The organism is Enterobacter cloacae complex sp. ESBL7 (genome assembly GCF_041679625.1).
GTDB classification, from domain to species: Bacteria; Pseudomonadota; Gammaproteobacteria; order Enterobacterales; family Enterobacteriaceae; genus Enterobacter; species Enterobacter asburiae_B.
Genome location: NZ_JBGORN010000005.1, coordinates 142,725 through 167,844, shown reverse-complemented (window position 1 = coordinate 167,844; position 25,120 = coordinate 142,725). Strand labels below are relative to the sequence as shown.

Here is a 25,120-nt window from a genome sequence, read left to right as displayed (position 1 = left end):
GGCATCAGGCCGCAGTGAATTACAGAGCCTGGTGCTTCGTCTCGTGCGTCAGCAGCAGCGCAATCAGCGTCAGCGCCGCCATGGCCGCCAGATAGACGCCCACATAGAACAGACCATAGTTCGCCTGCAGCCAGGTGGCGATATACGGCGCAACGGACGCGCCCAGAATAGAGGCAACGTTATAGGAGAACGACGCGCCGGTATAACGCACTTCCGTCGGGAACAGCTCAGGCAGCAGCGCGCCCATCGGGCCGAAGGTCAGCCCCATCAGGCTCAGGCCAATCAGCAGATAGGCCATCACCAGCGCCGGGCTACCTGAACCCAGCAGCGGTGGGAAGACGAACAGCGCGAACAGAATAATCAGCGTGGTGATCGTAATCATGCTCGCACGACGACCGAATTTATCCGCCAGCAGGCCCGCAATCGGTACCATCACGCCAAACCCGATCACCGCCATCATCAGCATCCACAGCACTTCGTTACGCGGCAGCCCCAGGCCAACCGGCGCGGCGGCGGTACTGAACGTCATGGAGTAGACGGTCATGATGTAGAACAGCGTATAGGTTGCCAGCATGATAAACGTGCCCAGCACGGTCACGCGGACGTGTTTGGTCAGCAGCGTACCCAGCGGCACTTTCACCTGCTTGTTCGCCGCGGCCACTTTCGCAAAAACAGGAGTCTCATGCAGCGAAACACGCACATACAGGCCAATCAGCACCAGCACGGCTGAGAAGATAAACGGGAGACGCCAGCCCCAGCTCATGAACTGTTCATCCGTCAGCAGCCAGGAGAGCAGCAGGAACGTCCCGTTGGCAAAGAAGAAGCCAATCGGCGCGCCCAGCTGCGGGAATGAACCGTACAGCGCGCGCTTGCGCGCCGGGGCGTTCTCGGTGGCCAGCAGCGCCGCGCCGCCCCATTCACCGCCCAGCCCCAGACCCTGACCGAAACGCGCCAGCGCCAGCAGGACCGGCGCCAGAATGCCGATGGTTTCATAGGTCGGCAGCAGACCGATGGCCACGGTGGAGATGCCCATCGTCAGCAGCGAGGCCACCAGGGTGACTTTTCGGCCAATGCGATCGCCAAAGTGTCCAAACAGCGCAGAGCCAATCGGACGCGCAACAAACGCGATGGCAAAGGTCGCCAGAGACTGCAGCGTGGCCGCCGTCGGATCGCCCTGCGGGAAGAAAATATGCGGGAAGACGATGACCGCGGCGGTGGCATAAATATAAAAGTCGAAGAACTCAATGGCGGTGCCAATCAGCGAGGCGACGACAACTTTATTGCGCGAGTTTACCGGAACGTTTTCCGTTCCTGAGTCGAGTGTGGTGGCTGTTGCTTGCATAATATTTTCTTATTTTTGTCGAACGAAAGGCCATATTACGCACAGCAAAAGCGACATTTCAATCTGTAACAAAACCGCGAGCTGGTGATAAAAGCAACAAAAAGCGGATAATTTTCAGGCCAGCGAAAACACGTCTATGAAATGCTTCACAGATTTTAAATATCAGTCAATTAAACTGGTTTTCAGTTAAATAAAAGTTACGGACTGGATTTATATGCTGAAATGATGAATCGGGCTGAAATTTCAGCCCGAGAGCGGGGCTAGCGGTGCGTTTTACCGGGCATTCGCGTGTCGCCTTTGTACTCGGCGGTGGCAATCCATGCCGCGCAGAACAGGGTCAGACGGGCGAAGAAATAGAAGAAGGCCATCAGTCCCAGCACCGAGCCAAACGCCGCGCCAGAAGGGGATTTCACCAGCGACGGCAGCGTGTAGGTCATCACGATTTTGATCACCTCAAAGCCGATCGCCGCAATCAACGTGCCGCGGATCAGCGCCTTCTTGCGCGGACGATGGCGGGGCAAGCGCCAGAAGATCCAGAAGAACAGCAGGTAGTTGGCGAAGATAGAAATGGCCAGCCCAATGCCGCGCCAGGCGGGCTTCAGCCATTCGATGTAATCAAGATAGAGCGCGGAGATGATCATCTGCTGCGCCGAGCCCGCCACGGAGGTAATGGAAAGCGTCACGATCAGCGCGACGAGCAGGCCAATCAGCGAAACAAAATCGCGGAGATACTTCACCCAGATTTTCTCCTGGTCCTGCGGCTTACGCTCCCAGACGTCGCGCGACTGGGCGCGAATGGCCTCGCGCAGGTTGCCCATCCAGTTAACGCCGGAGTAAAGGGCAATCAGCAAACCGACGATACCCACGGTGGTACGCTGCTGAACGGCGGTATTGATGGTGCTCTTGAGCGTGCTGGCAAGGGTCGGATCACTGACGTTATTCAGGATCTTACTGAAGATATCCTGCAGCAGCGTCGGGTGCGACGCGAGCACAAAACCGGCTGCCGCAAACGACACCATCAGGATTGGGATCATCGACAGGAAGGAAAAATAGGTGATGGCGGCACCAAACTGGTTTCCCATGCGGTCATTAAACCGTTCTGTGGCGCGTATCAGGTGCGCAATCATGGGAAGCTGCTGAATTCTCGCGGCGATGCCGGTGACGGTCCCCAGCGCTTTGCTGGTGGTGCCCGGCGTTTTGGCCTCTTCGGGCCCGGTTTCCATCTTTTTGACGGGCTCATACTCTAAATGTTGGGTGGGTCGTTGCGGGTTGTTTTCCGGCGTCACGCGCATTTTCCTTTTCGTTGAGCTGGATGTGTTTTTGAATTATAGCTTGCGGCTAGTCCACGTAAGCTTTTGTGAGTTCGGTTAGCCACTCCATGAACAGATGGACCCGGCGGGAGAGGTTGCGGCGGTGAGGGTAAATCAGGGAGACAGGCATCGGTTCGGCCCGGTATTGCGGGAGGATCTCAATCAGTTTCTTCGCGCGCAGTAAATCGCGCACCCCAACCCGCGGAACCTGAATAATGCCCAGCCCGGCGAGACAGGCAGCCTGGTAAGTTTCCGTACTGTTGACGGTTAACACCCCGCCCGTTTTTATCCACTGCGTCGCACTGCCGTTATAAAACTCAAAGCCCTGCGGGCGGGTTCCCAGCATTGCGGCGTAATGGATCACGGCGTGCGAGCCTAAATCGTCCAGGGTTTCCGGATAGCCAAAACGCGTCAGATAATCCGGGCTGGCGCAGTTAATCACCGACAGCTTGCCCAGCGGACGAGCAATCAGCCCTGAATCCTTCAGCGTGCCGACGCGCACCACGCAATCAAACCCTTCGCGGATCACATCCACCAGACGATCGCTGCTGCTGAGCTCGAGTTCAATGCCCGGATAGTGCTGCAGAAAAGCAGGCAGTTTGGGGATGACTAAATTTCGAGCAACGCCGACGGGCATATCCACGCGGAGCCGACCGCTGATGCTGGAGGGATCGTGCTGAAACATACCGTCGAGTTCATCAAGGTTTGCCAGCAGATCTTTTGCCCGTTCGTAATAGACCATGCCGTCCTGCGTCAGGCTGACGCGGCGCGTGGTGCGGTGCAATAGCTGGGTGCCAAGCCGGTTTTCCAGAGCCTGAATTTGCCGCGAGACGCTGCCTTTCGGCAGGGTTAATGTTTCGGCCGCGCGGGAAAAACTCTCCAGTTCCGCGACGCGGACGAACAACTGCATTGCGTGAATTTTATCCATAGAGGAAGCTCATTGTTGTTTCTGGTGAAACAGTGAAGCGTTTTAACCCATCTTTATTGATTTTCTATCACCTAATAAGCTCTTTCTCAATCTCCTTAACAGCCAAAACGAGGTTTATGATGAGTGAACGTATCGCATTAGTGACGGGTGGTAGCCGTGGTCTGGGTAAAAACGCTGCGTTAAAGCTGGCGGCAGACGGAACGGGAATTGTCCTGACATACAACCGTAGCCAGCAGGAAGCGTTGGATGTTGTGCATGAAATTCAGCAAAAAGGCGTCAACGCAGCGGTATTACAGCTCAACGTCGGGGATATCACGAGTTTTGAACATTTTGCCCGACAGCTTCAGGAAACCCTCAAGACCGTCTGGCAGCGCGAAACCTTTGACTATTTATTGAACAATGCCGGAACGGGTTTATATGCGCCCTATGCCGACACGACGGAAGCCCAGTTTGATGAAGCGCTGAACATTCATTTCAAAGGACCTTTCTTCCTGACCCAGCGCCTGCTGCCGCTGCTTAACGACGGGGGACGTATCCTCAACGTCTCCAGCGGTCTGGCCCGTTTTACCCAGCCGGGCTCAGGGACCTACGCGGCCATGAAGGGGGCGATGGAAGTGCTGACGCGTTATCAGGCGAAAGAGCTGGGCGCGCGCGGAATTTCCGTCAATATCATTGCGCCGGGCGCGATTGAAACCGACTTTGGCGGCGGACGCGTGCGCGACAACGCGGAGCTGAATCAGCTTCTGGCCTCGCAGACGGCGCTGGGACGGGTGGGGCTGCCGGACGATATTGGCGATGCCATTGCGGCACTGCTCAGCGATAAATTGGGCTGGATGAATGCGCAACGTATTGAAGTATCAGGCGGTATGTTCCTGTGATGCACGGGCTTAAGGGGAAGGAACCCCTTAATGAAACCCTTAATATGGATGTGTCTGCATACTGACAGTGATAAAGAACGCAGGCAGCCATAGCCGATAACCCCTTTTCATCACGATATTTCTCCAGAGAAAGACCCTGATGTTTATTTATTAACGCAATGGCGGCAGAAAATATTTTCAGCGAATGACGTTTGATATTCGTTTCCTCTTAATAGCGACACTGAAGAGGAAACGACGTCCGGGAAATATCTGCTAAAAAGCGGTTGGTCAGGAATTATTATTCAGGTATTCCTGCTGTAATAAACCAAATAGCCAGTCATTTTGCCAGCGCCCCGCAAGGTAATAGCTCTCGCGTAATTCACCTTCCAGACGAAAGCGGGCTTTTTCCAGCAGGCGTCTTGACGCGACATTTCCCGCGGTGACGGTGGCGGTGAGCCGCCGTATACCGCCCTGATCAAAAGCGTAATCGCAAAGCGCTTTCAGGGATTCAAAGCCGTAACCTTTCCCCTGCGCCTCGGGTGCGAAAAGGAAGCCCACTTCGGCGCAATCCTCCTCCCGATGAATATACCCGGTAACGCCCAGCGGGGCCTGTGAGGCGGTGTCACGCACGACGAGACAAAGCCAGTGCGCGCTGCCCGGTGCCCATGGGGCCAGGCGCGAATCAAACGCCTCGCGGATCGCCGCGACGGGGCGGCCTTCCGCCACAAAGCGCATCACGTCCGGGTGCTGCTGTAGCGCCAGAAAAAAGGGCCAGTCTTGCTCCTGCAGGGGCGAACAGGTCAGGCGAGAGGTAATTAAAACCGGCATTCAGATTCTCCTGAAACATTTTAAATCATTTTAGGGTTGTCACTTTATTTCAACAGAAAGTCAGGTATGGTTAACCGCGTATAAATAAAAAGAATAAAGGGCGTTTCGTGCCCATTCCGGATGTCTTCGTTGTCGCTTAAGGAAAACAATGACTCTCAGCACATCACATCATATTCGCGAACAGTTTGAACACTGTCTGGCGGTCATTCGCCATGCGTCGGTGGAAATTTTACTCCTTCTGAATGTACATGCTTCTGAGGGAAAAGATCCACGCTGGTTCCTGGAACAACTCGACAGCGCGCGATTAGCTCTGGGCGGCTGGGGAGCCGTTGCGAAAAAACTCAACCTCAATGATGCCGAGATGTCGGAATTTACGCTCCAGCTGCGCCTGCTGCAGCAGCGCGTTCCGCAGTATGAAAGCGGACAGGATGTGAGTGAAAACCAGCTTATTGCGGCGATGCGGTTTGTGACCGCGCTGGAACATCTTCGCCTGCAGCAGCCGCTGTTGACCTACAGCACTGACCTGGCACCGGGTAGCGAACTCCAGCAGCAGCAGGCGCACAAGCAGGTACGCGCGATTGAGCTGATGATTAAAGGGCTCATCCAGCAGGCCTGGCCCGATCAGGTGCGGCTGAACAACCATCTTAAGACCCTGTTTAACGCTGATCGCGTGCGGCGCTGGCTGAAGCTTGGCGAGATCAATGATGTCCTCAGCGGCATGATGTTCAGTGAACTGGCGCAGATGCTGGTGGATAAAAAAGAGTTCAGCCGCTATTACGCTTCGCTGTTCAGCGACCCGTCCATGCTGACGCTGCTGGTTGAACCGCGCAAAACGCTGCAAACCTTCCTCGATGACATTCGGCAAATCCGCAACAGCATCACCGTTCAGAAAACGCTAAGCTCGGCGCAAATCCAGCTGCTGGATAACTACTACGCGCAGATCGCGCGGCCCGTTCAGCGCGCGTTTGAAGAGGGGAGAACGCGCGTCAATCCGGCCGGATTCATGGCGGTAGATGCCAGCGAATTGCATACCTTCTGGGAAAAGGCGCAGAAAATGGATCGGGTCACTGGTGGGGATCTGTTTGAAGTCCGTGACACCATTGAAAAGCCGACCCAGCGCGCGCCGCGTACCCCTGAACAACGCGAGCAGCTCATTTCCGGTGCGCTATGGGGGGCGGTTGGCGTCATGGTGATTGCTATCGTGGCGGGAGGCTTCTGGCTGGTGACCAGCAGCAAACCGCAGCCTGCAACCGCCAGCGCGGCTGAAGCGGCCCCTCCGCAGGAAATGCGCGAGACGCCTTCTTCGCGCGAAACGCTCACGCGCATGGGGGTCACCTGGGACGAGAATAATTTCCGCTCGGCCATTAACCGCAACGATACCCGAGTGACCCTGCTATTTTTGCAGGGCGGTATGGACTGGAAGCTGTCCTGGACCGAAGAGGCGATGTCGGCAGGCTATGACGATGTGCTGGAGCTGATGTTACGCTACCGGCAGAACATGGTGGAAGAAAAGCCGTGTCGTCGCTTCATCAACACGCTCAGCCACGCCATGTCGAACGGAGAGTCTCTGACCTCGGTTCGTAAAGAGTATCTCAAAGCTTTCTGCACCGTGCCTGCCGTAGTGAAACGCCAGCAGCACGATCTCGACATGGCCACTCGCCGCGCGCAGTCGCAGCCGGATGCCACCACGAAAAAATGGCAGTCCATTCAGACTGCCATTTATGAGGTGATTCGCTAAAATTTTTCCCCTCACCCTAACCCTCTCCCCATAGGGGCGAGGGAGATGAAGAGCGCACCGTGCAGTCCCCTCTCCCCTTTGGGGAGAGGGTTAGGGTGAGGGGTGAGGGCACCAGACCGCACCCCGCTTAAGGCTCCCCATACAACCCAATCAGCCGCCGCACCACGCCGTTCGTCCAGCCGAAACCGTCCTGCAGCGGATACTCACCCCCGCCGCCTTCGCGCGGCGTGCTGCTGGCGATGTGATACTTCTCAATCAGCTTGTGATGCGTCTTATAAAAATGGTTCACCGTATGCAGCCAGCTCCAGGCGATCTCATCGCCCAGCGAGTCGTTGCCGTACTGCTTGAACCCCTGAATCGCCATCCACTGCAGCGGCGCCCAGCCGTTGGGTTTATCCCACTGCTCGCCGGTTTCGTACTCGGTCGCCAGAATTCCGCCCGGGGTCAGCAGCCGCGATTTGACCGCATCAGACAAACGTTCTGCCTGCTCGTGCGTCGCCATTCCAACATACAGCGGCACAATGCTGGCGGCAGAAAACAGCGCCAGCTCTTCGCGTCGCCAGTCGTAATCGCGGTAGCAGCCGCTCTCCTCATCCCACAGATAGCGGTTCACCGCCGCGCGGCGATCGTTGGCTTTCTGGCGGAACGCCTCTGCCGTCTCTTTATCCCCTTTCGACGCCGAGATGTTGGCGATAGCGCTTTCCAGCTTGAACAGGAAGGCGTTCAGATCGATGGGGATAAACTGCGTCGTGCGGATGCTGGCGAGCCGCGACGGATCGCGCAGCCAGCGGGACGAATAATCCCAGCCGGACGCCGCCCCCGCGCGCAGATCGCGATACACCTCATTGGGCGGACGACCCGAGTGGCGCGCGGTTTCAACGTCCTCGATCCACGATTCGTCGCGCGGGGTATCACGGTCGTCCCAGTAGCGGTTGAGCAGTGAACCGTCCGGCATACGCACGGCGCTGCGGTAAGCCTGGTTAAGCAGCAGAGACTCCGCGCCGTCCATCCAGAAGGCGTACTCCATTTTGAGGTGATCCAGATAGCGTTTCGCACCGCGCACGCCGTCCTCCTCGAACAGCTCTACCATCAGGGCAAAGACCGGCGGCTGCGAGCGGCTGAGGTAATAGGTGCGGTTGCCGTTGGGGATATGCCCGTAGCGTTCAATCAGCCAGGCGAAGTTGTCCGCCATACATTTGAGCAGATCGTTACGGCCGCTCTCCGCCAGCCCCAGCATGGAGAAATAGGAATCCCAGTAGTAGGTCTCGCTGAATCGCCCGCCGGGAACGATATAAGCCTGCGGCAGGGCCAGCAGGGAAGACCAGGGAATATGATCCTGCGGCTCGCGCGTCAGCACCGGCCACAGGTTATCAATATGCTCTTTCAGGGAGAGTCCCGGGTCGGAGACATATTCTGTGCCGTACGTTTCTGGCATCCAGAAGTGGTTCTCCACAAACTGGCGCAGGTCGAAATCCCGGTGGCGTCTGACCTTGCGGTAGCGGATCAGGATATCCAGCGGATCCATCTTCGGCGCGCAGTCGGGGAAGGTTTTACTGTCCGCAAACAGCCGCGTCGACTGCACATGCTCGAACAGTTCAAGATAGCGGTCTGCGGGCGTCAACGCATCGGAGGCGGGTAGCCCCTCGATCATTTCGGGTTCCGGCTCCGCCTCAATCATTTCATCCAGTTTCAACTCGCAGGGATCGGTCTCGTAGCGCAGCTCTTCTGCAATCTCGAACTCGATGTTCTCGGTAGCCTGTAGTTTCTGGTTGAACATGGTGATAGGGACCTCCGGTTGTGTGTTCAAAAGACAGGTTTATCCGGGCGTCTTATAAGCGTAGACATTCGCTTCGGTAGATGGGGAGGGATATGTGCGGTAGATCACTATTTTCGGAGCATTCGTTTTGCAACGATTTATGAATGTTAAAAAAATGCCCCTCCGGAGAGGGGCATCAGGATTAACGCATGGTCACAAACTCTTCCGCGGCCGTCGGGTGGATGGCCACGGTGTTGTCGAAGTCTTTCTTGGTTGCGCCCATCTTCAGCGCCACGGCGAAGCCCTGCAGGATCTCGTCCATACCGAAGCCGATGCCGTGGATGCCGACAATCTTCTCTTCCGGGCCCACGCAGACCAGCTTCATGCGGCACGGCTGACGGTGTGAGGTGACGGCGGTGTACATGGCGGTAAACGCCGATTTATACACTTTCACCTGGTCGTCGCCGTACTGTTCGCGCGCCTGCGGCTCGGTTAAGCCGACGGTGCCGATTGGCGGGTGGCTGAAGACCACGGTCGGGATGTTGCTGTAGTCCAGATGCTCGTCCGGCTTGTTGTTGAACAGGCGCTCGGAGAGACGACGACCCGCCGCAACGGCGACCGGCGTCAGCTCAACCGCGCCGGTGTTATCGCCGACCGCATAAATGCCCGGTACGCTGGTGTTCTGGAATTTATCGACGACGATATAGCCTTTTTCGTCGGTTTTCACGCCCGTCACGCCCAGGTTGAAGTTATCGTTCGCAGGTTCACGGCCAATCGCCCAGATCAGGCAATCGACGGTCTGGCTGCGGCCATCTTCCAGCTCAAGCGTCAGGCTACCATCCGCGTTTTTCACCACCGCTTTTGGCACGGCGTTGGTGTGCAGGGTCGGGCCTTCGGTGTTCATCACTTCAACCAGCGTATCGACAATCAGCGGGTCAAAGCTGCGCAGCGGCGCGTGTTTACGTACGAACAGGTGCGCTTCCGCGCCCAGGCCGTTAATCACGCCAGCCAGTTCCACCGCGATATAGCCCGCGCCAACAACGGCAACGCGTTTTGGCAGGGCAGGCAGCTCGAAGAAACCGTCGGAGTCGATGCCGTATTCCACGCCCGGGATGTTCGGGTGGCTCGGACGACCGCCGGTGGCGATCAGGATGTGATCGGCGGTGATCGTCTCGCCGTTCACTTCGATCGTTTTCGCGTCCACAAAGCGGGCGAAACCGTGGATAACATCGACGTTATTTTTACCCAGCACGTTGTCGTACGAGGTGTGAATACGGTCGATGTAGGCGGTACGGCTGGCGATCAGTTTGTCCCAGTCGAAGCGGTTGATGGTGGTGTCAAAGCCGTAGTCCGGGCCATACATATGGATAGCTTCACGGATCTGCGCCGCATGCCACATCACTTTCTTCGGTACACAACCCACGTTCACGCAGGTGCCGCCCAGCGCTTTGGCTTCAATCAGCGCGCACTTCTGGCCGTACATGGCCGCACGGTTGATGGAGGCGATGCCGCCGCTGCCGCCGCCGATTGCGATGTAGTCATAATGCTTAGTCATTGCTTTTGTCCTTAATCGTGAATTGCCGCGATTGTATACCTGAAATCAATAGTTTCCACCGATGACTGCGATTACTCCGGCACGATCCAACTGACGGTGGCGTGGCCTGTACCGGCGGGCACCAGCGTTTTATGCAGCCACGGCAGCACGTTGTTCATCTGCGCTTCGAGCTTCCACGGCGGGTTGATCACAATCATGCCGGAGGCGGTCATGCCGCGCTGATCGCTGTCAGGGCGAACCGCCAGCTCGATCTGCAGGATCTTGCGGATGCCTGTCGCTTCCAGGTCTTTGATCATGCGTTTGATTTGCGCGCGCAGCACTACCGGGTACCACAGGGCATAGGTGCCGGTAGCAAAGCGTTTGTAACCTTCGTGGATGCCGGTTACCACAGCCTGATAGTCGGTTTTGATTTCGTACGGCGGGTCGATCAGCACCAGGCCGCGACGGGAAACCGGCGGCAGTTTGGCTTTCAGCTGCTGGTAACCGTCGGCTTTTTCCACGCGGGCGCGGCTGTCTTTCTGGAATTCGGAACGCAGCAGCGGGAAGTCGCTCGGATGCAGCTCGGTCAGCTGGAGACTGTCCTGCTCGCGCAGCAGCTGGCGCGCAATCAGCGGTGAGCCAGGGTAGTAGCGCAGCTGGCCGTTGCGGTTGAAGTGATTCACCACTCCGATGTACGGCTCCAGCTCGGCAGGCAGGTCGTCCTGCTGCCAGATGCGGGCAATCCCTTCCAGATATTCACCGGTACGCTCGGCATGCTCGCCGCTCAGCTGATAACGGCCCGCGCCCGCGTGCGTGTCCAGATAGAGAAACGGCTTCTCTTTCTCTTTGAGCGATTCGATGATCAGGCTCTGAACGGTGTGTTTAAGGACGTCGGCGTGGTTGCCTGCGTGGAAGCTGTGGCGATAACTGAGCATGGGTAATGATATTCCGCTGAATTGACGATTTGCCACAGTTTACAGCAGAACGGCGCAGATTACCCGTAGGCCCGGTAAGCGCAGCGCCACCGGGCTCTTTTCCGCAACGTCCGGCATTGAAATCCTCTACACTTAACCCCATTCTAGATCCCATATGCACAGCGCCGGATGCGCGCTTCATTCACCTATTTCAACAGGACAGCGTTTATGACCAATCCATTACTGACGCCTTTTTCGTTGCCGCCGTTTTCTAAAATCCTCCCTGAGCATGTGGTTCCAGCCGTTACGCAATCGCTGGACAACTGCCGCGCGGCGGTAGAAAGCGTGGTAGCGCAGGGCGCGCCGTACACCTGGGAAAATCTGTGTCAGCCGCTGGCCGAAGTGGACGACGTGCTGGGGCGTATCTTCTCCCCTGTGAGCCACTTGAACTCGGTAAAAAACAGCCCGGAACTGCGCGAAGCCTACGAACAGACCCTGCCGCTGCTCTCTGAGTACAGCACCTGGGTCGGGCAGCACGAAGGGCTGTACAAAGCCTACCGCGACCTGCGCGACGGCGACCACTATGCCGAACTGAACACGGCGCAGAAAAAATCGGTCGATAACGCCCTGCGTGATTTTGAGCTGTCCGGGATTGGCCTGCCAAAAGAGAAACAAACCCGCTACGGTGAAATCGCCGCGCGCCTGTCCGAGCTGGGTAACCAGTACAGCAACAACGTGCTCGACGCCACCATGGGTTGGACGAAGCTGATTACCGACGAAGCGGAACTGGCCGGTATGCCGGAAAGCGCGCTGGCGGCGGCAAAAGCCCAGGCCGAAGCGAAAGAGCAGGAAGGCTTCCTGTTGACGCTGGATATCCCGAGCTATCTGCCGGTGATGACCTACTGCGACAACCAGGCCCTCCGCGAAGAGATGTACCGCGCGTACAGCACCCGCGCCTCCGATCAGGGGCCGAATGCCGGTAAGTGGGACAACAGCCCGGTAATGGCGGAAATCCTCGCCCTGCGTCACGAGCTGGCGCAGCTGCTGGGCTTCGAAAACTACGCCGATAAATCCCTCGCCACCAAAATGGCGGAGAACCCGCAGCAGGTGCTCGACTTCCTGACCGATCTGGCGAAACGCGCCCGTCCGCAGGGTGAGAAAGAGCTGGCCCAGCTGCGTGCCTTCGCGAAAGCCGAGTTCGGCGTGGACGAGCTGCAGCCGTGGGATATCGCGTACTACAGCGAAAAACAGAAGCAGCACCTCTACAGCATCAGCGACGAGCAGCTGCGCCCGTACTTCCCGGAAAACAAAGCCGTTAACGGCCTGTTCGAAGTGGTGAAACGCATCTACGGCATCACCGCCAAAGAGCGTACCGATATCGACGTCTGGCACCCGGACGTGCGCTTCTTCGAGCTGTATGACGAGAAAAACGAGCTGCGCGGCAGCTTCTACCTCGATCTTTACGCGCGTGAGAACAAGCGCGGCGGGGCGTGGATGGACGACTGCGTGGGCCAGATGCGTAAAGCCGACGGTTCTCTGCAGAAGCCAGTCGCCTACCTGACCTGTAACTTCAACCGTCCGGTAAGCGGCAAACCGGCGCTGTTCACCCACGACGAAGTGATCACCCTTTTCCACGAGTTCGGTCATGGTCTGCACCACATGCTGACCCGCATCGAAACCGCAGGCGTAGCCGGTATCAGCGGCGTGCCGTGGGATGCGGTCGAGCTGCCAAGCCAGTTTATGGAAAACTGGTGCTGGGAGCCGGACGCGCTGGCGTTTATCTCCGGTCACTATGAGACCGGCGAGCCGCTGCCGAAAGCGCTGCTGGACAAAATGCTGGCGGCGAAAAACTACCAGGCGGCGATGTTCATTCTGCGCCAGCTGGAGTTCGGCCTGTTCGATTTCCGCCTGCACGCCGAGTTTAGCCCGGAGCAGGGTGCGAAAATCCTTGAGACCCTGGCCGAGATTAAAAAGCAGGTTGCCGTTATTCCAGGGCCAACCTGGGGCCGCTTCCCGCATGCCTTCAGCCATATCTTCGCCGGCGGCTACGCGGCGGGCTACTACAGCTACCTGTGGGCCGACGTGCTGGCGGCAGATGCCTTCTCCCGCTTCGAAGAAGAGGGGATCTTCAACCGCGAAACCGGCCAGTCTTTCCTCGATAACATCCTGACCCGCGGCGGGTCTGAAGAGCCAATGGTGCTGTTCAAACGCTTCCGCGGACGCGAGCCGCAGCTGGATGCGATGCTTGAGCATTACGGGATCAAAGGCTGATTGTTACGTGAAGATCTGCTTAGTAGATGAAACAGGCGCCGGAGACGGCGCCTTATCTGTTCTGGCGGCCCGCTGGGGGCTGGAGCACGATGAAGAAAACCTGATGGCGCTGGTGATGACGCCGGAACATCTCGAATTACGCAAGCGCGACGAACCGAAGCTCGGCGGGATTTTCGTCGATTTTGTCGGCGGCGCGATGGCGCACCGGCGCAAGTTCGGAGGCGGTCGCGGCGAAGCGGTGGCCAAAGCGGTCGGCATCAAAGGGAGCTACCTCCCGGACGTGATCGATGCAACGGCGGGGCTGGGGCGCGATGCGTTTGTGCTGGCGTCCGTCGGCTGTCGCGTGCGGATGCTGGAGCGTAATCCGGTGGTCGCTGCGCTGCTCGACGACGGGCTGGCGCGAGGCTACGCGGACCCGGAAATCGGCCCCTGGCTACAGGATCGTTTGCAGCTGATCCACGCCTCCAGCCTGACGGCATTGACGGACATCACCCCGCGCCCGCAGGTGGTCTATCTCGACCCTATGTTCCCGCATAAGCAGAAAAGCGCGCTGGTGAAGAAAGAGATGCGGGTGTTTCAGTCGCTGGTGGGACCGGATTTGGATGCCGATGGCCTGCTGGAGCCGGCTCGTCAGCTTGCCACGAAGCGGGTGGTGGTAAAGCGCCCGGACTATGCGCCGCCGCTGGCGGACGTTGCGACCACTAACGCGGTGACCACCAAAGGGCACCGGTTTGATATTTATCCGGGTACGCCGGAATAAAAAAACCGGGTGGCGGCTTCGCCTTACCCGGCCTGTGTCCTCGATCTATCCCCTCTCCCTTTGGGAGAGGGTTAGGGTGAGGGGAGTTTAACGCACTTACTCGTCTTCTTCGTCACGCAGTGGAACAATCAGCATATCCACGTGAACGGTGTTAATCAGCTGGCGCGCTGAAGACATCAGCTTGCTCCAGAAGTCCTGATGATGACCGCAAACCACCAGGTCCATATCGTATTTCTTAATCGCATCAACCAGCACCTGGCCCAGGTCGCCGCTGCCGCTCAGGGTTTCGGTAATCGGATAGCCCGCGTTGGTGGAGAGTTCGCTCAGGGCATGGTGAGTCTCTTCGGAAATGCGTTTCTGCATATCGCCAAGATTCACGTCGATCAGACCGGTGTAGAGGTCGGAGTAATTCACGTCAACGTGAATCAGCGAAACTTTCGCGTTGTAGGGACGTGCCATGGATACCGCTTTATCAACCAGCACTTTGCTCTCCGGAGAGAGGTCAACCGCGATGAGAATGTGTTTGTAAGCCATAGTGTTACTCCTTCCTTAAGTTATCGATGACTAAGTGAGAATGCCGTCGTCTGATACTTTCATTACGGCCCAGTTAAACATATTTTTCAAGCTTTGGTGTTGATAACGATTAACCTTGTGGCAAAAAAATTAACGGATCTCCTACACTGTTAAATGAGCCGTTCGGATATTAAAACGCGAACCGGATCGATTTTGGTCATTCTTTCACTGAACTGTCTGTCAGGGCATTGGGGTGCGGTAGCTCAGGAGCCTTGCTTCGTGGGCGGACGCCGGGGAGGATGTATGATTAGCACCGTCGCATTGTTTTGGGCGTTATGCGTGGTTTGCATAGTGAATATGGCGCGCTACTTCTCATCGTTACGTGCGCTGTTAGTGGTACTTCGTGGTTGCGATCCGTTGCTTTATCAGTATGTGGACGGTGGAGGGTTCTTCACCTCGCATGGACAGCCCAGCAAGCAGATGCGTCTGGTGGGGTACATCTACTACCAGCGCTACCGCGATCATCACGATGAAGAGTTTATTCGTCGCTGCGAGCGCCTGCGTCGTCAGTTCATTTTGACCAGTGCCCTGTGCGGGCTGGTCGTAGTCAGTATGATTGCATTGATGATTTGGCACTGAGCATAAAAAAAGCGGGTCAGTTTCCTGACCCGCTTTTTTGTCGCCTTCAACCGATTAAATCAGCTTCAGCGAAATCCAGTACAAACCGCCAGACAGCAGGATGGACGCCGGAAGGGTGAACACCCAGGCCATCAGAATGTTGGTCACGGTTTTGCGCTGCAGACCGCCACCGTCAACAATCATGGTACCTGCCACGGACGAAGAGAGTACGTGGGTGGTGGATACCGGCATACCGGTGTAGCTCGCCAGACCGATAGACACTGCCGCCGTCATCTGCGCGGACATACCCTGCGCATAGGTCATGCCTTTCTTACCGATCTTCTCGCCGATGGTGGTCGCCACACGACGCCAGCCAATCATCGTACCGATACCAAGCGCCAGCGCGACGGCCATGATGATCCAGATTGGCGCGTACTCAATGGTGTTGAGCATATCGCTTTTCAGTTTCTTCAGCAGACGTTTGTCGTCACCATTCACCTCTGGCAGCTTCGCGACTTTATCGGTCACATCAGAGATACAGAGCATGATACGACGCAGCTGACCACGCTGTTCTACAGCCAGTTTGTCGTAGCTTTCGATATCGCCCAGCATGCCTTTCGCACGTTCCAGCGCGTTAATCGCGTTTGCCGGATGGCAGTGGAACTCGCCAGGCGAGGTGGTTGCACCGGCTTCCGGAGAAGGGATCAATTGATCAACGCCGGTCGCTTTTTTCAGCAGGTCAGGATGCTGCTGGAAATAGGTTTCAACGTTGTTGACCGCATCGCGGGTACGGGTGATTTCGTAACCCGAGGCGTTCATGTTCACCACGAAGCCTGCCGGTGCGACGCCGATCAGAACCAGCATCACCAGACCAATGCCTTTCTGCCCGTCGTTCGCGCCGTGAGAGAAGGCCACGCCGATAGCAGAAATGATCAGGGCGATACGCGTCCAGAACGGCGGCTTTTTCTTGCCGTCTTTCTTCTCACGCTCTGCTGGCGTCAGGTGGATACGCGCACGTTTTTTCGTGTTACTCCAGTAGCGACGCAGGATGAAAATCAATCCCCCCGCGACTACCAGACCCACGATAGGGGAGATGATCAGGGAGCCGAAAATGCCCAATACTTTAGGCAGGTTCAGCGCATCAACAACCGATGTCCCGGTCATCAGGGCGTTGGTTAACCCGATACCGATAATCGCGCCGATGAGGGTGTGAGAACTGGATGCAGGCAGGCCAAAATACCAGGTACCGAGGTTCCAGATAATTGCAGCAAGCAGCATTGAGAACACCATAGCGAGGCCATGGCCAGAACTAACGTTAAGCAGCAGATCCGTTGGCAGCATATGCACGATGGCATACGCAACGCTCAGCCCGCCCAGGAGAACACCAAAAAAGTTAAATACCGCCGCCATAACAACCGCAAGCTGCGATCGCATTGCGCGAGTGTAGATAACCGTCGCTACTGCGTTTGCAGTGTCGTGGAAGCCGTTGATCGCTTCGTAAAACAGTACAAAAACCAGAGCAAGCAATAATAAAAGCCCGGTATGTAAATCCAGGCCGGCAAACAAATGTAGCATAGGACGTTACGCCATTTTGAGGACATGAACGCGGCGCATTATCCAGGACAAATGCGCGGCGGGCAAAGTGAAATATAGACTTTTTTTGACATACCACCTGATTTGAGAAAAGCACCAGAAAGGATATTCTTTAAATTTCAATGGAATGCCTTTGTAATATCTTTTTACGCTGGTGTGACCACAGAGGAAACTTTACAATCCGCGGCAGTTAACAAAGAGGGTTTTGACGTGGAAAGGTTTGATGCCGTGGTAATTGGCGCCGGTGCGGCGGGTATGTTTTGTGCGGCAATGGCCGGACAGGCGGGTCGTCGCGTGCTGCTGCTGGATAACGGTAAAAAGCCCGGCCGTAAGATCCTGATGTCCGGCGGCGGGCGCTGCAACTTTACTAATCTGTATGTTGAACCCGCGGCCTATTTGAGCCAAAACCGTCATTTTTGTAAATCTGCGCTGGCGCGCTACACCCAATGGGATTTTATCGATCTGGTGGGAAAGCACGGCATTGCGTGGCATGAAAAGACGCTGGGACAGCTGTTCTGCGACGACTCCGCGCAGCAGATTGTCGATATGCTGGTGGCCGAGTGCGAGAAGGGCGGCGTCGTCATGCGCCTGCGCACGGAAGTGCTGGAGGTCGCCCGCGACGACCAGGGCTATACGCTGCAGCTGAACGGTGAAACCGTCAGCGCTGACAGCCTGGTGATCGCCAGCGGCGGTCTGTCGATGCCGGGGCTGGGCGCCTCCCCGTTCGGCTATAAGATTGCCGAACAGTTTGGCCTGAAAGTCTTGCCCACGCGCGCCGGGCTGGTGCCGTTCACGCTGCATAAACCGCTTCTCGAACAGCTTCAGACGCTGTCCGGCGTGTCCGTTCCCTCGGTCATTACCGCCGAAGACGGGACGGTGTTCCGCGAAAATCTGCTCTTTACCCATCGCGGTCTTTCTGGCCCGGCGGTACTGCAAATCTCCAGCTACTGGCAGCCGGGGGAGTTTGTCACGGTGAATCTGCTCCCCGATTGCGATCTCGACGCATTCCTTAACGAGCAGCGTACCGCGCACCCGAATCAAAGCCTGAAAAACACCCTGGCAATGCAGCTGCCAAAACGTCTGGTGGAATGTTTGCAGGCGCTGGGGCAGATCCCGGATGTGTCGCTCAAGCAGCTTAACAGCCGCGAGCAGGAGATGCTGGTGGAAACCCTGACAAACTGGCGCGTGCAGCCAAACGGCACCGAAGGCTACCGCACCGCAGAGGTCACGCTGGGTGGCGTCGATACGAATGAGCTCTCGTCCCGCACCATGGAAGCGCGCAACGTGCCGGGGCTCTATTTTATTGGCGAAGTGATGGATGTGACCGGCTGGCTCGGCGGGTACAACTTCCAGTGGGCATGGGCAAGTGCCTGGGCGTGCGCTCAGGCGCTGGCAGAAGACAAGTGACATAAGAGCACAGCCACTCGTCACGGTTGGCTTTACGAGCTGACGGTGGTGACGTCTGTCACAGCAAGAATATTGCTCGCGGCCACGGTCCCCATCCTGATATATGACGCTGCGGTAACGCCGCCAATATGTGGTGAAATAACCACGTTTTCTACGGACTGCCAGAGGTGCGGCGCGGTCAGCGGCTCGTGGGTAAAGCTGTCCAGCGCGGCGCTGTGCAGCGTGCCATCCCTGAGCGCCGCCAGTAACGACTCATCGTGGATCAGTCCACCGCGTGCCGTATTGACCAGAATTGCTTTCCGCTTGCAGTGTGCGAGCGTTTCGCTATTGATCATCCCCCGATTCTCATCGGTCAGCGGACAGTGCAAAGAGATGACATCGGAACGGGAAAGAAGTCCGTTCAGCGTTTCTGCGCGTTCGCACAGGGCAGGCATAGTCTTAGCATAGGGATCGTAAGCCAGCACCTTCATGCCGAAAGCGTGACCAATAGTCGCCACGCGCGAGCCGATAGCACCCAACCCAATTAGCCCTAACGTTAAGCCCTCCAGTTCAATGGATTTATGCGTCGCCTTATCCCAGTGCCCGTCTCGCAGCCGCTTGTCCAGAGGCACCACTGACTTTGCGCAGGCGAGGATCAGCGCCCAGGTATGTTCAGCCACTGCCGCCGCGTTTGCGCCTGGCGCAGCCCGGACGGCGATGTTGCGCTCGGCCGCTGCCGTCTGGTCTATCACATCGATCCCGCTTCCGTGCTTGGAAATAACCTGCAAAGCCGGGGCGGCATCCATAACTTTCTCGGTGATCCTGCCGTAACGTACCAGGATCGCCACAGGATTGTGTCGTTTACACAGCGCGATCAGGTCATCTTCTGTGGGCTGGCGGCCCGCAAACACTACCTCAAAGCCCTGTAACATCACCATGGCCTGCTCCGCCAGGTCGCTTCCGGTAACCAGCACTACGTCTTTGCCCCCCATCACAGCGTCTCCTCGTCGCTCAACATACCTGCCTTACGAAGCGCGTCATCAAGCCAGTGTGGACGTAAATCGCCTTTACGGATGGCGGCAAGACGCCGGGTCTCCATCTCCAGCTTTTCTTTTGCCAGAGCGATAACCTCCTGAACCTCATCGCGCGGGATAACGACCACGCCGTCGATATCCGCGACAACCAGATCCCCGGCCTGAACCGTCGCCCCGGCGACTGAAATGGGATGATTCACCCGGCCAGAAATTAACTTTGTCGGGCCGCAGGGGTTCAAACCGGCAGAAAAGACGGGGTAGTGACCTTTGCTCAGGGTGTCGGCGTCACGTACAGCGCCATCAATAATAATGCCCGCAATGCCGCTCGCCTGAGCCTGAGTGGCCATGATTTCCCCAAGCAGCGCGCAGCTCAGGTCGCCTTTGCCATCGACGATCATGACATCGCCGGGCTGCGCCACCGCCATCGCGGCATGAATCGCCAGATTATCCCCCGGACGGACTTCAACGGTGATGGCCGGACCTGCAACGGACATGTGTGGGGCCAGCGGTTTGATGCGGCCATGAAGCGTACCGCGGCGACCGGCCACGTCGGCCAGAATAGCTGCCTGATACTCGGCAGCCCGACGAACGTCCTCGGCAGAAACGCGCTCGAAATGGCGATTAATCGATTTTTTTTCAGTAACGGACATAAATGCCTCCATATTGTTTTACTGAGTACAATGCAGGTGTACAGAACAAAACAACTATAGCGGTGTTGCTTTCCTTTTAGCCAGACCCGAGGTGGCGTTTGTGATGTAAACACGAAGTGACTCACAAAATTTGAGGTACACTCACTGCCGGGCTAACAAGGAGATAATGATGGGGAATGAAGGCGTTGTAGCGGTTGAAAAAGCGCTGGCTTTACTGGATTGCTTCCGTCCTGGAGATGAGAGCCTGACGCTGACCGCGCTGGCACAGCTGTCGGGTTATCACAAAACCACGGTTTACCGCTTGATGAATTCTCTTGAACGGATGAATTACGTCGTCAGGCATGAAGACGGCAATTATGCGCTGGGCCCACGTCTGCTTTACCTCGGCAAGCTGTATGAACAATCTTTCCATCTTTCCCGGGTGGTTCAGCCAGAGCTTCAGGCCTTATCCCTGGCGTCTCAGGAGAGTGCCAGCTGGTATGTGCTGGAGGGAGGGCAGCGGCTTTGCCTGTTTCGCGCTGAAGCGTCGCATGGCCTGCGACACAGCAATCTTCCCGGCAGCCAGTTCCCGCTCGATAATTCGGCCATCAGTAAGGTATTACGCCATTGGGGGCTCAATGAAAGCCTACCGGAGGGAGAAGCTGAACTCCCATTCTACACGTCAGGCGCGCGCGATCCCCACACCGCTGCGTTTGCGATGCCTGTCTTCGGCGTTCACGACAAGCTGGTTGCGGCGTTAGCCCTGACCGGCCCCATCTCACGGCTGACGGAAGATCGTCGTGAGAAGGAGATAGGGCAGTTGATGAAGGCGGCTGCAAGCCGTCTGTCGCAGAAAATGGGCGCCAGCAAGCCCTTCTGTCAGCAGTTCTTTGGTGAAACGAGCGACGCGGCGGAAGAAAATCTTTAAACGCAGAAGCGGGACAAATGTCCCGCTTCTGTCATCGTTAATGCGTGACCTGTTTTTCGTGTAGCTGAGCGCGGCGGGCCTGCCGCCCCATAATGAGCACCGCGATACCCCCGGCCACGCACAGCGCGGCCAGCGGAAGCATTGCCAGCGTGTAGCTGCCCGTCCGCTCATTGATAATGCCGTACGCGTTTACCATCACCGCCCCGCCTATCAGGTTTGCGATGGCGCCAATCGCGGCCAGTCCCGCCGCCGCTGAGGTACTGCTCATCCAACCAGACGCCAGCGCCCAGAAAGGCCCTTTCATTGAATAAGCGCCTATCAGCATAATGCTCAGGATAACGATCGTGGCAGACAGCGAGACGCTTACAAAGGCGGCGAACACGCCGGCGGCAATCATGAACAGCGTGAGCGCGGTATGCCAGCGGCGTTCGTTGGTACGATCGGAATTCCGTCCCCATACAATCATCAGAACCGATGCCAGACCGTAAGGAATGGCGTTAAACAGACCTGTCTCAAGGTTATCCAGATGGAAGGATTTCAGCAGTTGAGGAGACCAGACGCTGATCGTGGTGCCCGCGGAAGATGCACCCGCGTAAATCAGGGCCATCAGCCAGATTTGGCGATGCTTCAGCAACTGCCACGTCGTCTGGTGTCCGATACTCTTTTGCTGATTGCGCTCGGTTTCCAGCGTGGTTTCCAGCCATTGTTTCTGTTCGCTGCTGAGCCAGCTCGCCTGATGAGGGCGATCCCGGAGAATAAACCAGGCTGCAATACCCAGCAGCACCGCCGGCAAGCCTTCAATAATGAACAGCAGATGCCAGCCGCGAAGACCCAGCCAGCCATCCAGTGACAGTATCAACCCGGAAAGCGGGGAGCCGATGAAGTTAGCGAGCGGGATGGCGACCATAAAGGACGCAATAATGCGTGCGCGGTAGCGGGACGGGATCCACCAGGTCAGATACAGCACGACGCCCGGGAAGAAGCCCGCCTCTGCAGCACCGAGAAGAAAACGGACGATATAGAGCGACGTGGTGTTCTGCACCAGGGCCATACACATGGAGACGATGCCCCAGCTGATCATAATGCGCGGGATCCACAGCCGGGCGCCGACTTTCTGCATGGCCAGGTTGCTGGGTACTTCAAACAAAAAATAGGCCACGAAATAAAGACTGCTGGCGAAGCCAAACGCGGCTTTACTGAGGCCAAGGTCCTCATTCATCTGCAGCGAAGCCATGCCGATATTCCCGCGATCGATAATGGAGACCAGGTAACTGACAATCAGAAACGGGAGAATACGCAAGATCACCTTCCGCATCGTCTCTCTTTCTATGTCCTCGGTGGCGGTAGCGCCGTTACGTAAATGTTCTGTCATTGTGTCCTCGCAGGGTTTGTTCTTTGTTTTATTAGGTACAACTCAGTTTTATTAAACAAAACCACTATAGCGACGGCGCGTTATTTTTATCCAGTTAATGGAAGGTTTAAATGATGTAAATAAGAGGTGACTCACAGATAGTGCGCTGCAGATATATCGCTCACAGCAGTCGAACCAGCCGCAAAGAGGGCACGCTGCAAGGGAGATAATCACGCAACGCAATTATTGCACCAACTTTTCCTCGTCATTCAACTAAGCTTCGACCAGGTGCCCCGCCTCGTTCGCGGGGCCAGATTCCTTTTGGTCGAGCACGCATCATGCAGCTACTCAGTATTATTATTTTGCTTACCCTTACCGTGGTGATCCATTCGCTGTGGATGTTTGGCGTTTTAAAGTTCATCAAATTAGAAGTCGATTCGGCGGTACGCATCGTTTTACGCAATGTCGGTATCGTGATCTCCATGATCTTCGCCCACCTCCTTGAGGCCGGACTGTTTGCTGCGTTTTATTTTGTCATCGACGCGTTTAATGACTGGAACACCAGCTTCTATTTTTCACTGGTCAGCTACGCTACCGTGGGATACGGCGATGTCACGTTACCCCAGCACTGGCGGCTCATCGGCGGGGTGGAAGGGCTGGTGGGCGCGTTGATGGTGGGCTGGTCTGTGGCGGTTCTGGTGGCGGTGCTGCAGCGTTTGCGAGGCATGAGCGCCTAAACGGCAGATGCGCGATCCCCGCCTGGTAAGGTAAAGTACTTCTCCTTGCGTGGCCGGAAGGCCGCGACTTTGAGGGCGAAGAGGCTAATTAACGGCCCGCCCTTTTCTGTTCCTGGTTTACGCCAGTTTGCATGGTGTTGTGTTTTGTCTGCCAAAAGGGTGTTGTATGTCTGCTGCTCATCTCGGTTTCCCGACGGAAACCGTTGTTGTCTTTGTGGTGATGGCCGTTGGGGCGATGTTTATCGACCTCTTTATGCACCGTCACGATAAACCCGTCTCGCTGAAAAGCGCGGCGATGTGGTCCATTTTCTGGGTCATGATGGCGATGGCCTTCGCCGGATTCCTGTATGTTCACCACGGCGCCGAGATGGCGAGCCTGTTCCTCACCGGCTACGCGCTGGAAGAGGTGCTCTCCGTCGATAACCTGTTTGTGATGATGGCAATCTTCGCCTGGTTCGGCGTGCCGGATAAGTACCGTCACCGCGTGCTCTACTGGGGCGTGCTGGGGGCGATAGTCTTCCGCGGCATCTTTGTGGCTATCGGCACCAGCCTGCTCAGCCTGGGGCCGTACGTTGAGGTGATCTTCGCGCTGGTCGTCGGCTGGACGGCGGTGATGATGCTCAGGCGCAATGAAGAGAGCGACGAAGTGGAGGATTACTCGGGTCATCTCGCCTATCGCCTGGTGAAGCGCTTCTATCCGGTCTGGCCGAAAATCAGCAGCAACGCCTTTATTCTGACGCAGAAAGAGGTGGATGCTGAGCTTGAAAAACCGGAAAACCAGGACGTGATGGTCGGACGCGTGAAGAAGGCGAAGCGCTATGCGACGCCGCTGCTGCTTTGCGTGGCCGTCGTCGAGCTCTCTGACGTCATGTTCGCGTTTGACTCCGTGCCGGCCATTATTGCCGTGAGCCGCGAGCCGCTGATTATCTACAGCGCCATGATGTTCGCCATCCTTGGCCTGCGTACGCTTTACTTCGTGCTGGAAGCGCTGAAGCAGTATCTCGTGCACCTCGAGAAAGCCGTGGTGCTGCTGCTGTTCTTCGTGGCGTTCAAGCTGGGGTTAAATGCCACCGATCACTTCTGGCATCACGGTTACAGCATTGGCGCCACGGCCAGTCTGTTTGTGGTATTAGGCGTGCTGGCGCTGGGGATTATTGCGAGCGTGATGTTCCCGGGGAAACGTGAGGCCTGATGTAGCGCCTTTCTCCCTCTCCCTGTGGGAGAGGGCCGGGGTGAGGGCACCGGACCGCACCTAACCCTTAATTGGTGAATTCCGACGCTTGCGCGGGTGATGGAAGTGCCGCCAGTGCGGATCCTGCGCCGCCGCCAGCAGTTCGTGGTCGCCGCGGGTGTCTCCCCAGGCGCGCAGGTGATAGGCGTTCAGATCGCCATACACTTTTTCCAGCCTTGCCACCTTCTGGGCGCAGCGGCAGTTATTGCCCGTGATGCGCCCCGTCAGCTTGCCGTCTTTCACTTCCAGCTGCGTGCCAATCAGCTTAATGCCCAGTTTGTCAGCCCACGGCTGGAGCACCAGCGCCGGGGACGCGGAACAGATGGTCACTTCCGCACCGGAATTTACCTCAGCCGCCACCGCCAGAACCCCTTCAGGGCGCATCAGCTTGTTCCAGTATTTTTCGCAAAAGGCTTCCGCCTGCTGGCGCAGCCAGTGTTCATCCACGCCCGTCAGGAACGTTTTAATCAGCACTTCCTTCAGCTCATCGCGCGTCAGCTTGCGACGCACGCAGTGGAGCGTGGGCAGCGCCATGCGCACCAGGCGGCCCGCGAAGTAACGTTTGCCGAAGGCAAAACGCAGGAAAGGGATAAAGCTGTCGTGGTGCGTTAATGTCCCGTCAAAGTCGAAGACAGAGAGCACGCTGGATTTAGCCACCGTCTCGTCGGCAATCATATTGGTCATAAATACGTCTTAGCTGAAATACACATTCTGCGGATCAGTTTACCTGCTTTAGCTGGACAGTCCTTATATCACCACTCTTTTTTTCTCGATCTTGCGATCTCAAAGTGAGTCCATTTTTGGCCTCGATAACAATTGGTGAAAAAACGAGCTGTCTATATTATCGCCACATCGCAAGATA

22 protein-coding genes and 1 pseudogene are annotated in these 25,120 nt (G+C 56.8%); 9 read left to right on the top strand and 14 right to left on the bottom strand.

What is annotated here, in order from left to right:
- Positions 1–19: 19 nt before the first annotated feature.
- The 3 genes from ACERY3_RS18100 to ACERY3_RS18090 form a co-directional block, all read right to left on the bottom strand.
- The gene (locus ACERY3_RS18100) at positions 20–1,342 is read right to left on the bottom strand and encodes an MFS transporter (RefSeq protein ID WP_023309582.1); all 1,323 of its coding nucleotides are present in this window, start codon (positions 1,340–1,342) and stop codon (positions 20–22) included.
- A 260-nt stretch (positions 1,343–1,602) separates the two neighbouring features.
- Positions 1,603–2,628, bottom strand: coding sequence for an inner membrane protein YhjD (yhjD, locus tag ACERY3_RS18095; RefSeq protein WP_058842099.1), 1,026 nt, complete (start codon positions 2,626–2,628; stop codon positions 1,603–1,605).
- A gap of 52 nt (positions 2,629–2,680) precedes the next feature.
- Entirely contained in the window at positions 2,681–3,580 is a 900-nt protein-coding gene (locus ACERY3_RS18090; RefSeq protein WP_029742152.1) for a LysR family transcriptional regulator, read from the bottom strand.
- 119 nt (positions 3,581–3,699) lie between these two features.
- On the opposite strand from ACERY3_RS18090, the gene ACERY3_RS18085 reads away from it, so the two are divergent.
- The gene (locus tag ACERY3_RS18085) at positions 3,700–4,458 is read left to right on the top strand and encodes an SDR family NAD(P)-dependent oxidoreductase (RefSeq protein WP_373226202.1); all 759 of its coding nucleotides are present in this window, start codon (positions 3,700–3,702) and stop codon (positions 4,456–4,458) included.
- Positions 4,459–4,555: 97 nt separating this feature from the next.
- On the opposite strand, the pseudogene ACERY3_RS18080 reads toward ACERY3_RS18085, so the two are convergent.
- Both ACERY3_RS18080 and ACERY3_RS18075 read right to left on the bottom strand, forming a co-directional pair.
- Positions 4,556–4,654, bottom strand: a pseudogene (locus ACERY3_RS18080) (lysozyme); the annotation flags it as partial.
- Positions 4,655–4,725: 71 nt separating this feature from the next.
- Positions 4,726–5,265: a GNAT family N-acetyltransferase gene (locus ACERY3_RS18075; RefSeq protein WP_058842087.1), complete on the bottom strand. Its 540-nt coding sequence runs from the start codon at positions 5,263–5,265 to the stop codon at positions 4,726–4,728.
- 148 nt (positions 5,266–5,413) lie between these two features.
- Between ACERY3_RS18075 and ACERY3_RS18070 the strand changes: the two genes are divergently transcribed.
- On the top strand, positions 5,414–7,003 hold the full coding sequence (locus ACERY3_RS18070; RefSeq protein ID WP_032662140.1) for an STY4199 family HEPN domain-containing protein: 1,590 nt from the start codon (positions 5,414–5,416) through the stop codon (positions 7,001–7,003).
- Positions 7,004–7,130: 127 nt separating this feature from the next.
- Here the strand turns inward: ACERY3_RS18070 and ACERY3_RS18065 are convergent, their stop codons facing one another.
- The 3 genes from ACERY3_RS18065 to ACERY3_RS18055 all read right to left on the bottom strand — a co-directional run bounded on the left by ACERY3_RS18065 (position 7,131) and on the right by ACERY3_RS18055 (position 11,228).
- Positions 7,131–8,780, bottom strand: a complete 1,650-nt coding sequence (locus tag ACERY3_RS18065) for an alpha,alpha-trehalase (RefSeq protein WP_045355923.1) — start codon at positions 8,778–8,780, stop codon at positions 7,131–7,133.
- A 181-nt stretch (positions 8,781–8,961) separates the two neighbouring features.
- Positions 8,962–10,314: a glutathione-disulfide reductase gene (gene gorA, locus ACERY3_RS18060; RefSeq protein ID WP_033146863.1), complete on the bottom strand. Its 1,353-nt coding sequence runs from the start codon at positions 10,312–10,314 to the stop codon at positions 8,962–8,964.
- Positions 10,315–10,385: 71 nt separating this feature from the next.
- A complete protein-coding gene (locus ACERY3_RS18055) occupies positions 10,386–11,228 on the bottom strand; it encodes a 23S rRNA (adenine(2030)-N(6))-methyltransferase RlmJ (RefSeq protein ID WP_032640380.1) in 843 nt (280 codons plus the stop codon).
- Between the two features lie 207 nt (positions 11,229–11,435).
- Here ACERY3_RS18055 and prlC point away from each other — a divergent pair, with 207 nt between their 5' ends.
- On the top strand, positions 11,436–13,478 hold the full coding sequence (gene prlC / locus ACERY3_RS18050; RefSeq protein WP_048976969.1) for an oligopeptidase A: 2,043 nt from the start codon (positions 11,436–11,438) through the stop codon (positions 13,476–13,478).
- Between the two features lie 7 nt (positions 13,479–13,485).
- On the top strand, positions 13,486–14,238 hold the full coding sequence (gene rsmJ / locus ACERY3_RS18045; protein ID WP_373226192.1) for a 16S rRNA (guanine(1516)-N(2))-methyltransferase RsmJ: 753 nt from the start codon (positions 13,486–13,488) through the stop codon (positions 14,236–14,238).
- Between the two features lie 96 nt (positions 14,239–14,334).
- On the opposite strand, the gene uspA is transcribed toward rsmJ, so the two are convergent.
- On the bottom strand, positions 14,335–14,772 hold the full coding sequence (uspA, locus tag ACERY3_RS18040; RefSeq protein WP_003861223.1) for a universal stress protein UspA: 438 nt from the start codon (positions 14,770–14,772) through the stop codon (positions 14,335–14,337).
- A 282-nt stretch (positions 14,773–15,054) separates the two neighbouring features.
- Here uspA and uspB point away from each other — a divergent pair, with 282 nt between their 5' ends.
- A complete protein-coding gene (uspB, locus tag ACERY3_RS18035) occupies positions 15,055–15,390 on the top strand; it encodes a universal stress protein UspB (protein WP_003861224.1) in 336 nt (111 codons plus the stop codon).
- Between the two features lie 54 nt (positions 15,391–15,444).
- Here uspB and pitA read toward each other — a convergent pair whose 3' ends face one another.
- Positions 15,445–16,944: an inorganic phosphate transporter PitA gene (pitA, locus tag ACERY3_RS18030; RefSeq protein ID WP_373226191.1), complete on the bottom strand. Its 1,500-nt coding sequence runs from the start codon at positions 16,942–16,944 to the stop codon at positions 15,445–15,447.
- Positions 16,945–17,172: 228 nt separating this feature from the next.
- Between pitA and ACERY3_RS18025 the strand changes: the two genes are divergently transcribed.
- On the top strand, positions 17,173–18,369 hold the full coding sequence (locus tag ACERY3_RS18025; protein WP_029740248.1) for an NAD(P)/FAD-dependent oxidoreductase: 1,197 nt from the start codon (positions 17,173–17,175) through the stop codon (positions 18,367–18,369).
- 32 nt (positions 18,370–18,401) lie between these two features.
- On the opposite strand, the gene ACERY3_RS18020 is transcribed toward ACERY3_RS18025, so the two are convergent.
- Both ACERY3_RS18020 and ACERY3_RS18015 read right to left on the bottom strand, forming a co-directional pair.
- Positions 18,402–19,340 carry an NAD(P)-dependent oxidoreductase gene (locus tag ACERY3_RS18020; RefSeq protein WP_373226201.1) on the bottom strand — a complete coding sequence of 313 codons (939 nt, stop codon included), beginning with the start codon at positions 19,338–19,340 and terminating at the stop codon, positions 18,402–18,404.
- On the bottom strand, positions 19,340–20,032 hold the full coding sequence (locus ACERY3_RS18015; protein WP_373226189.1) for an RraA family protein: 693 nt from the start codon (positions 20,030–20,032) through the stop codon (positions 19,340–19,342). The genes ACERY3_RS18020 and ACERY3_RS18015 overlap by 1 nt, the downstream gene beginning before the upstream one ends.
- A 169-nt stretch (positions 20,033–20,201) precedes the next feature.
- On the opposite strand from ACERY3_RS18015, the gene ACERY3_RS18010 reads away from it, so the two are divergent.
- Positions 20,202–20,939, top strand: a complete 738-nt coding sequence (locus ACERY3_RS18010; protein WP_182071620.1) for an IclR family transcriptional regulator — start codon at positions 20,202–20,204, stop codon at positions 20,937–20,939.
- 37 nt (positions 20,940–20,976) lie between these two features.
- Here ACERY3_RS18010 and ACERY3_RS18005 read toward each other — a convergent pair whose 3' ends face one another.
- Positions 20,977–22,311, bottom strand: coding sequence for an MFS transporter (locus ACERY3_RS18005; protein WP_373226188.1), 1,335 nt, complete (start codon positions 22,309–22,311; stop codon positions 20,977–20,979).
- A gap of 317 nt (positions 22,312–22,628) precedes the next feature.
- On the opposite strand from ACERY3_RS18005, the gene ACERY3_RS18000 reads away from it, so the two are divergent.
- Both ACERY3_RS18000 and ACERY3_RS17995 read left to right on the top strand, forming a co-directional pair.
- Positions 22,629–23,027, top strand: a complete 399-nt coding sequence (locus ACERY3_RS18000; protein ID WP_023309546.1) for a potassium channel family protein — start codon at positions 22,629–22,631, stop codon at positions 23,025–23,027.
- A 166-nt stretch (positions 23,028–23,193) separates the two neighbouring features.
- Positions 23,194–24,219, top strand: coding sequence for a TerC/Alx family metal homeostasis membrane protein (locus tag ACERY3_RS17995; protein ID WP_024908851.1), 1,026 nt, complete (start codon positions 23,194–23,196; stop codon positions 24,217–24,219).
- Between the two features lie 60 nt (positions 24,220–24,279).
- Here ACERY3_RS17995 and ACERY3_RS17990 read toward each other — a convergent pair whose 3' ends face one another.
- Positions 24,280–24,942: an HAD family hydrolase gene (locus ACERY3_RS17990; protein WP_014885577.1), complete on the bottom strand. Its 663-nt coding sequence runs from the start codon at positions 24,940–24,942 to the stop codon at positions 24,280–24,282.
- Positions 24,943–25,120 lie beyond the last annotated feature (178 nt).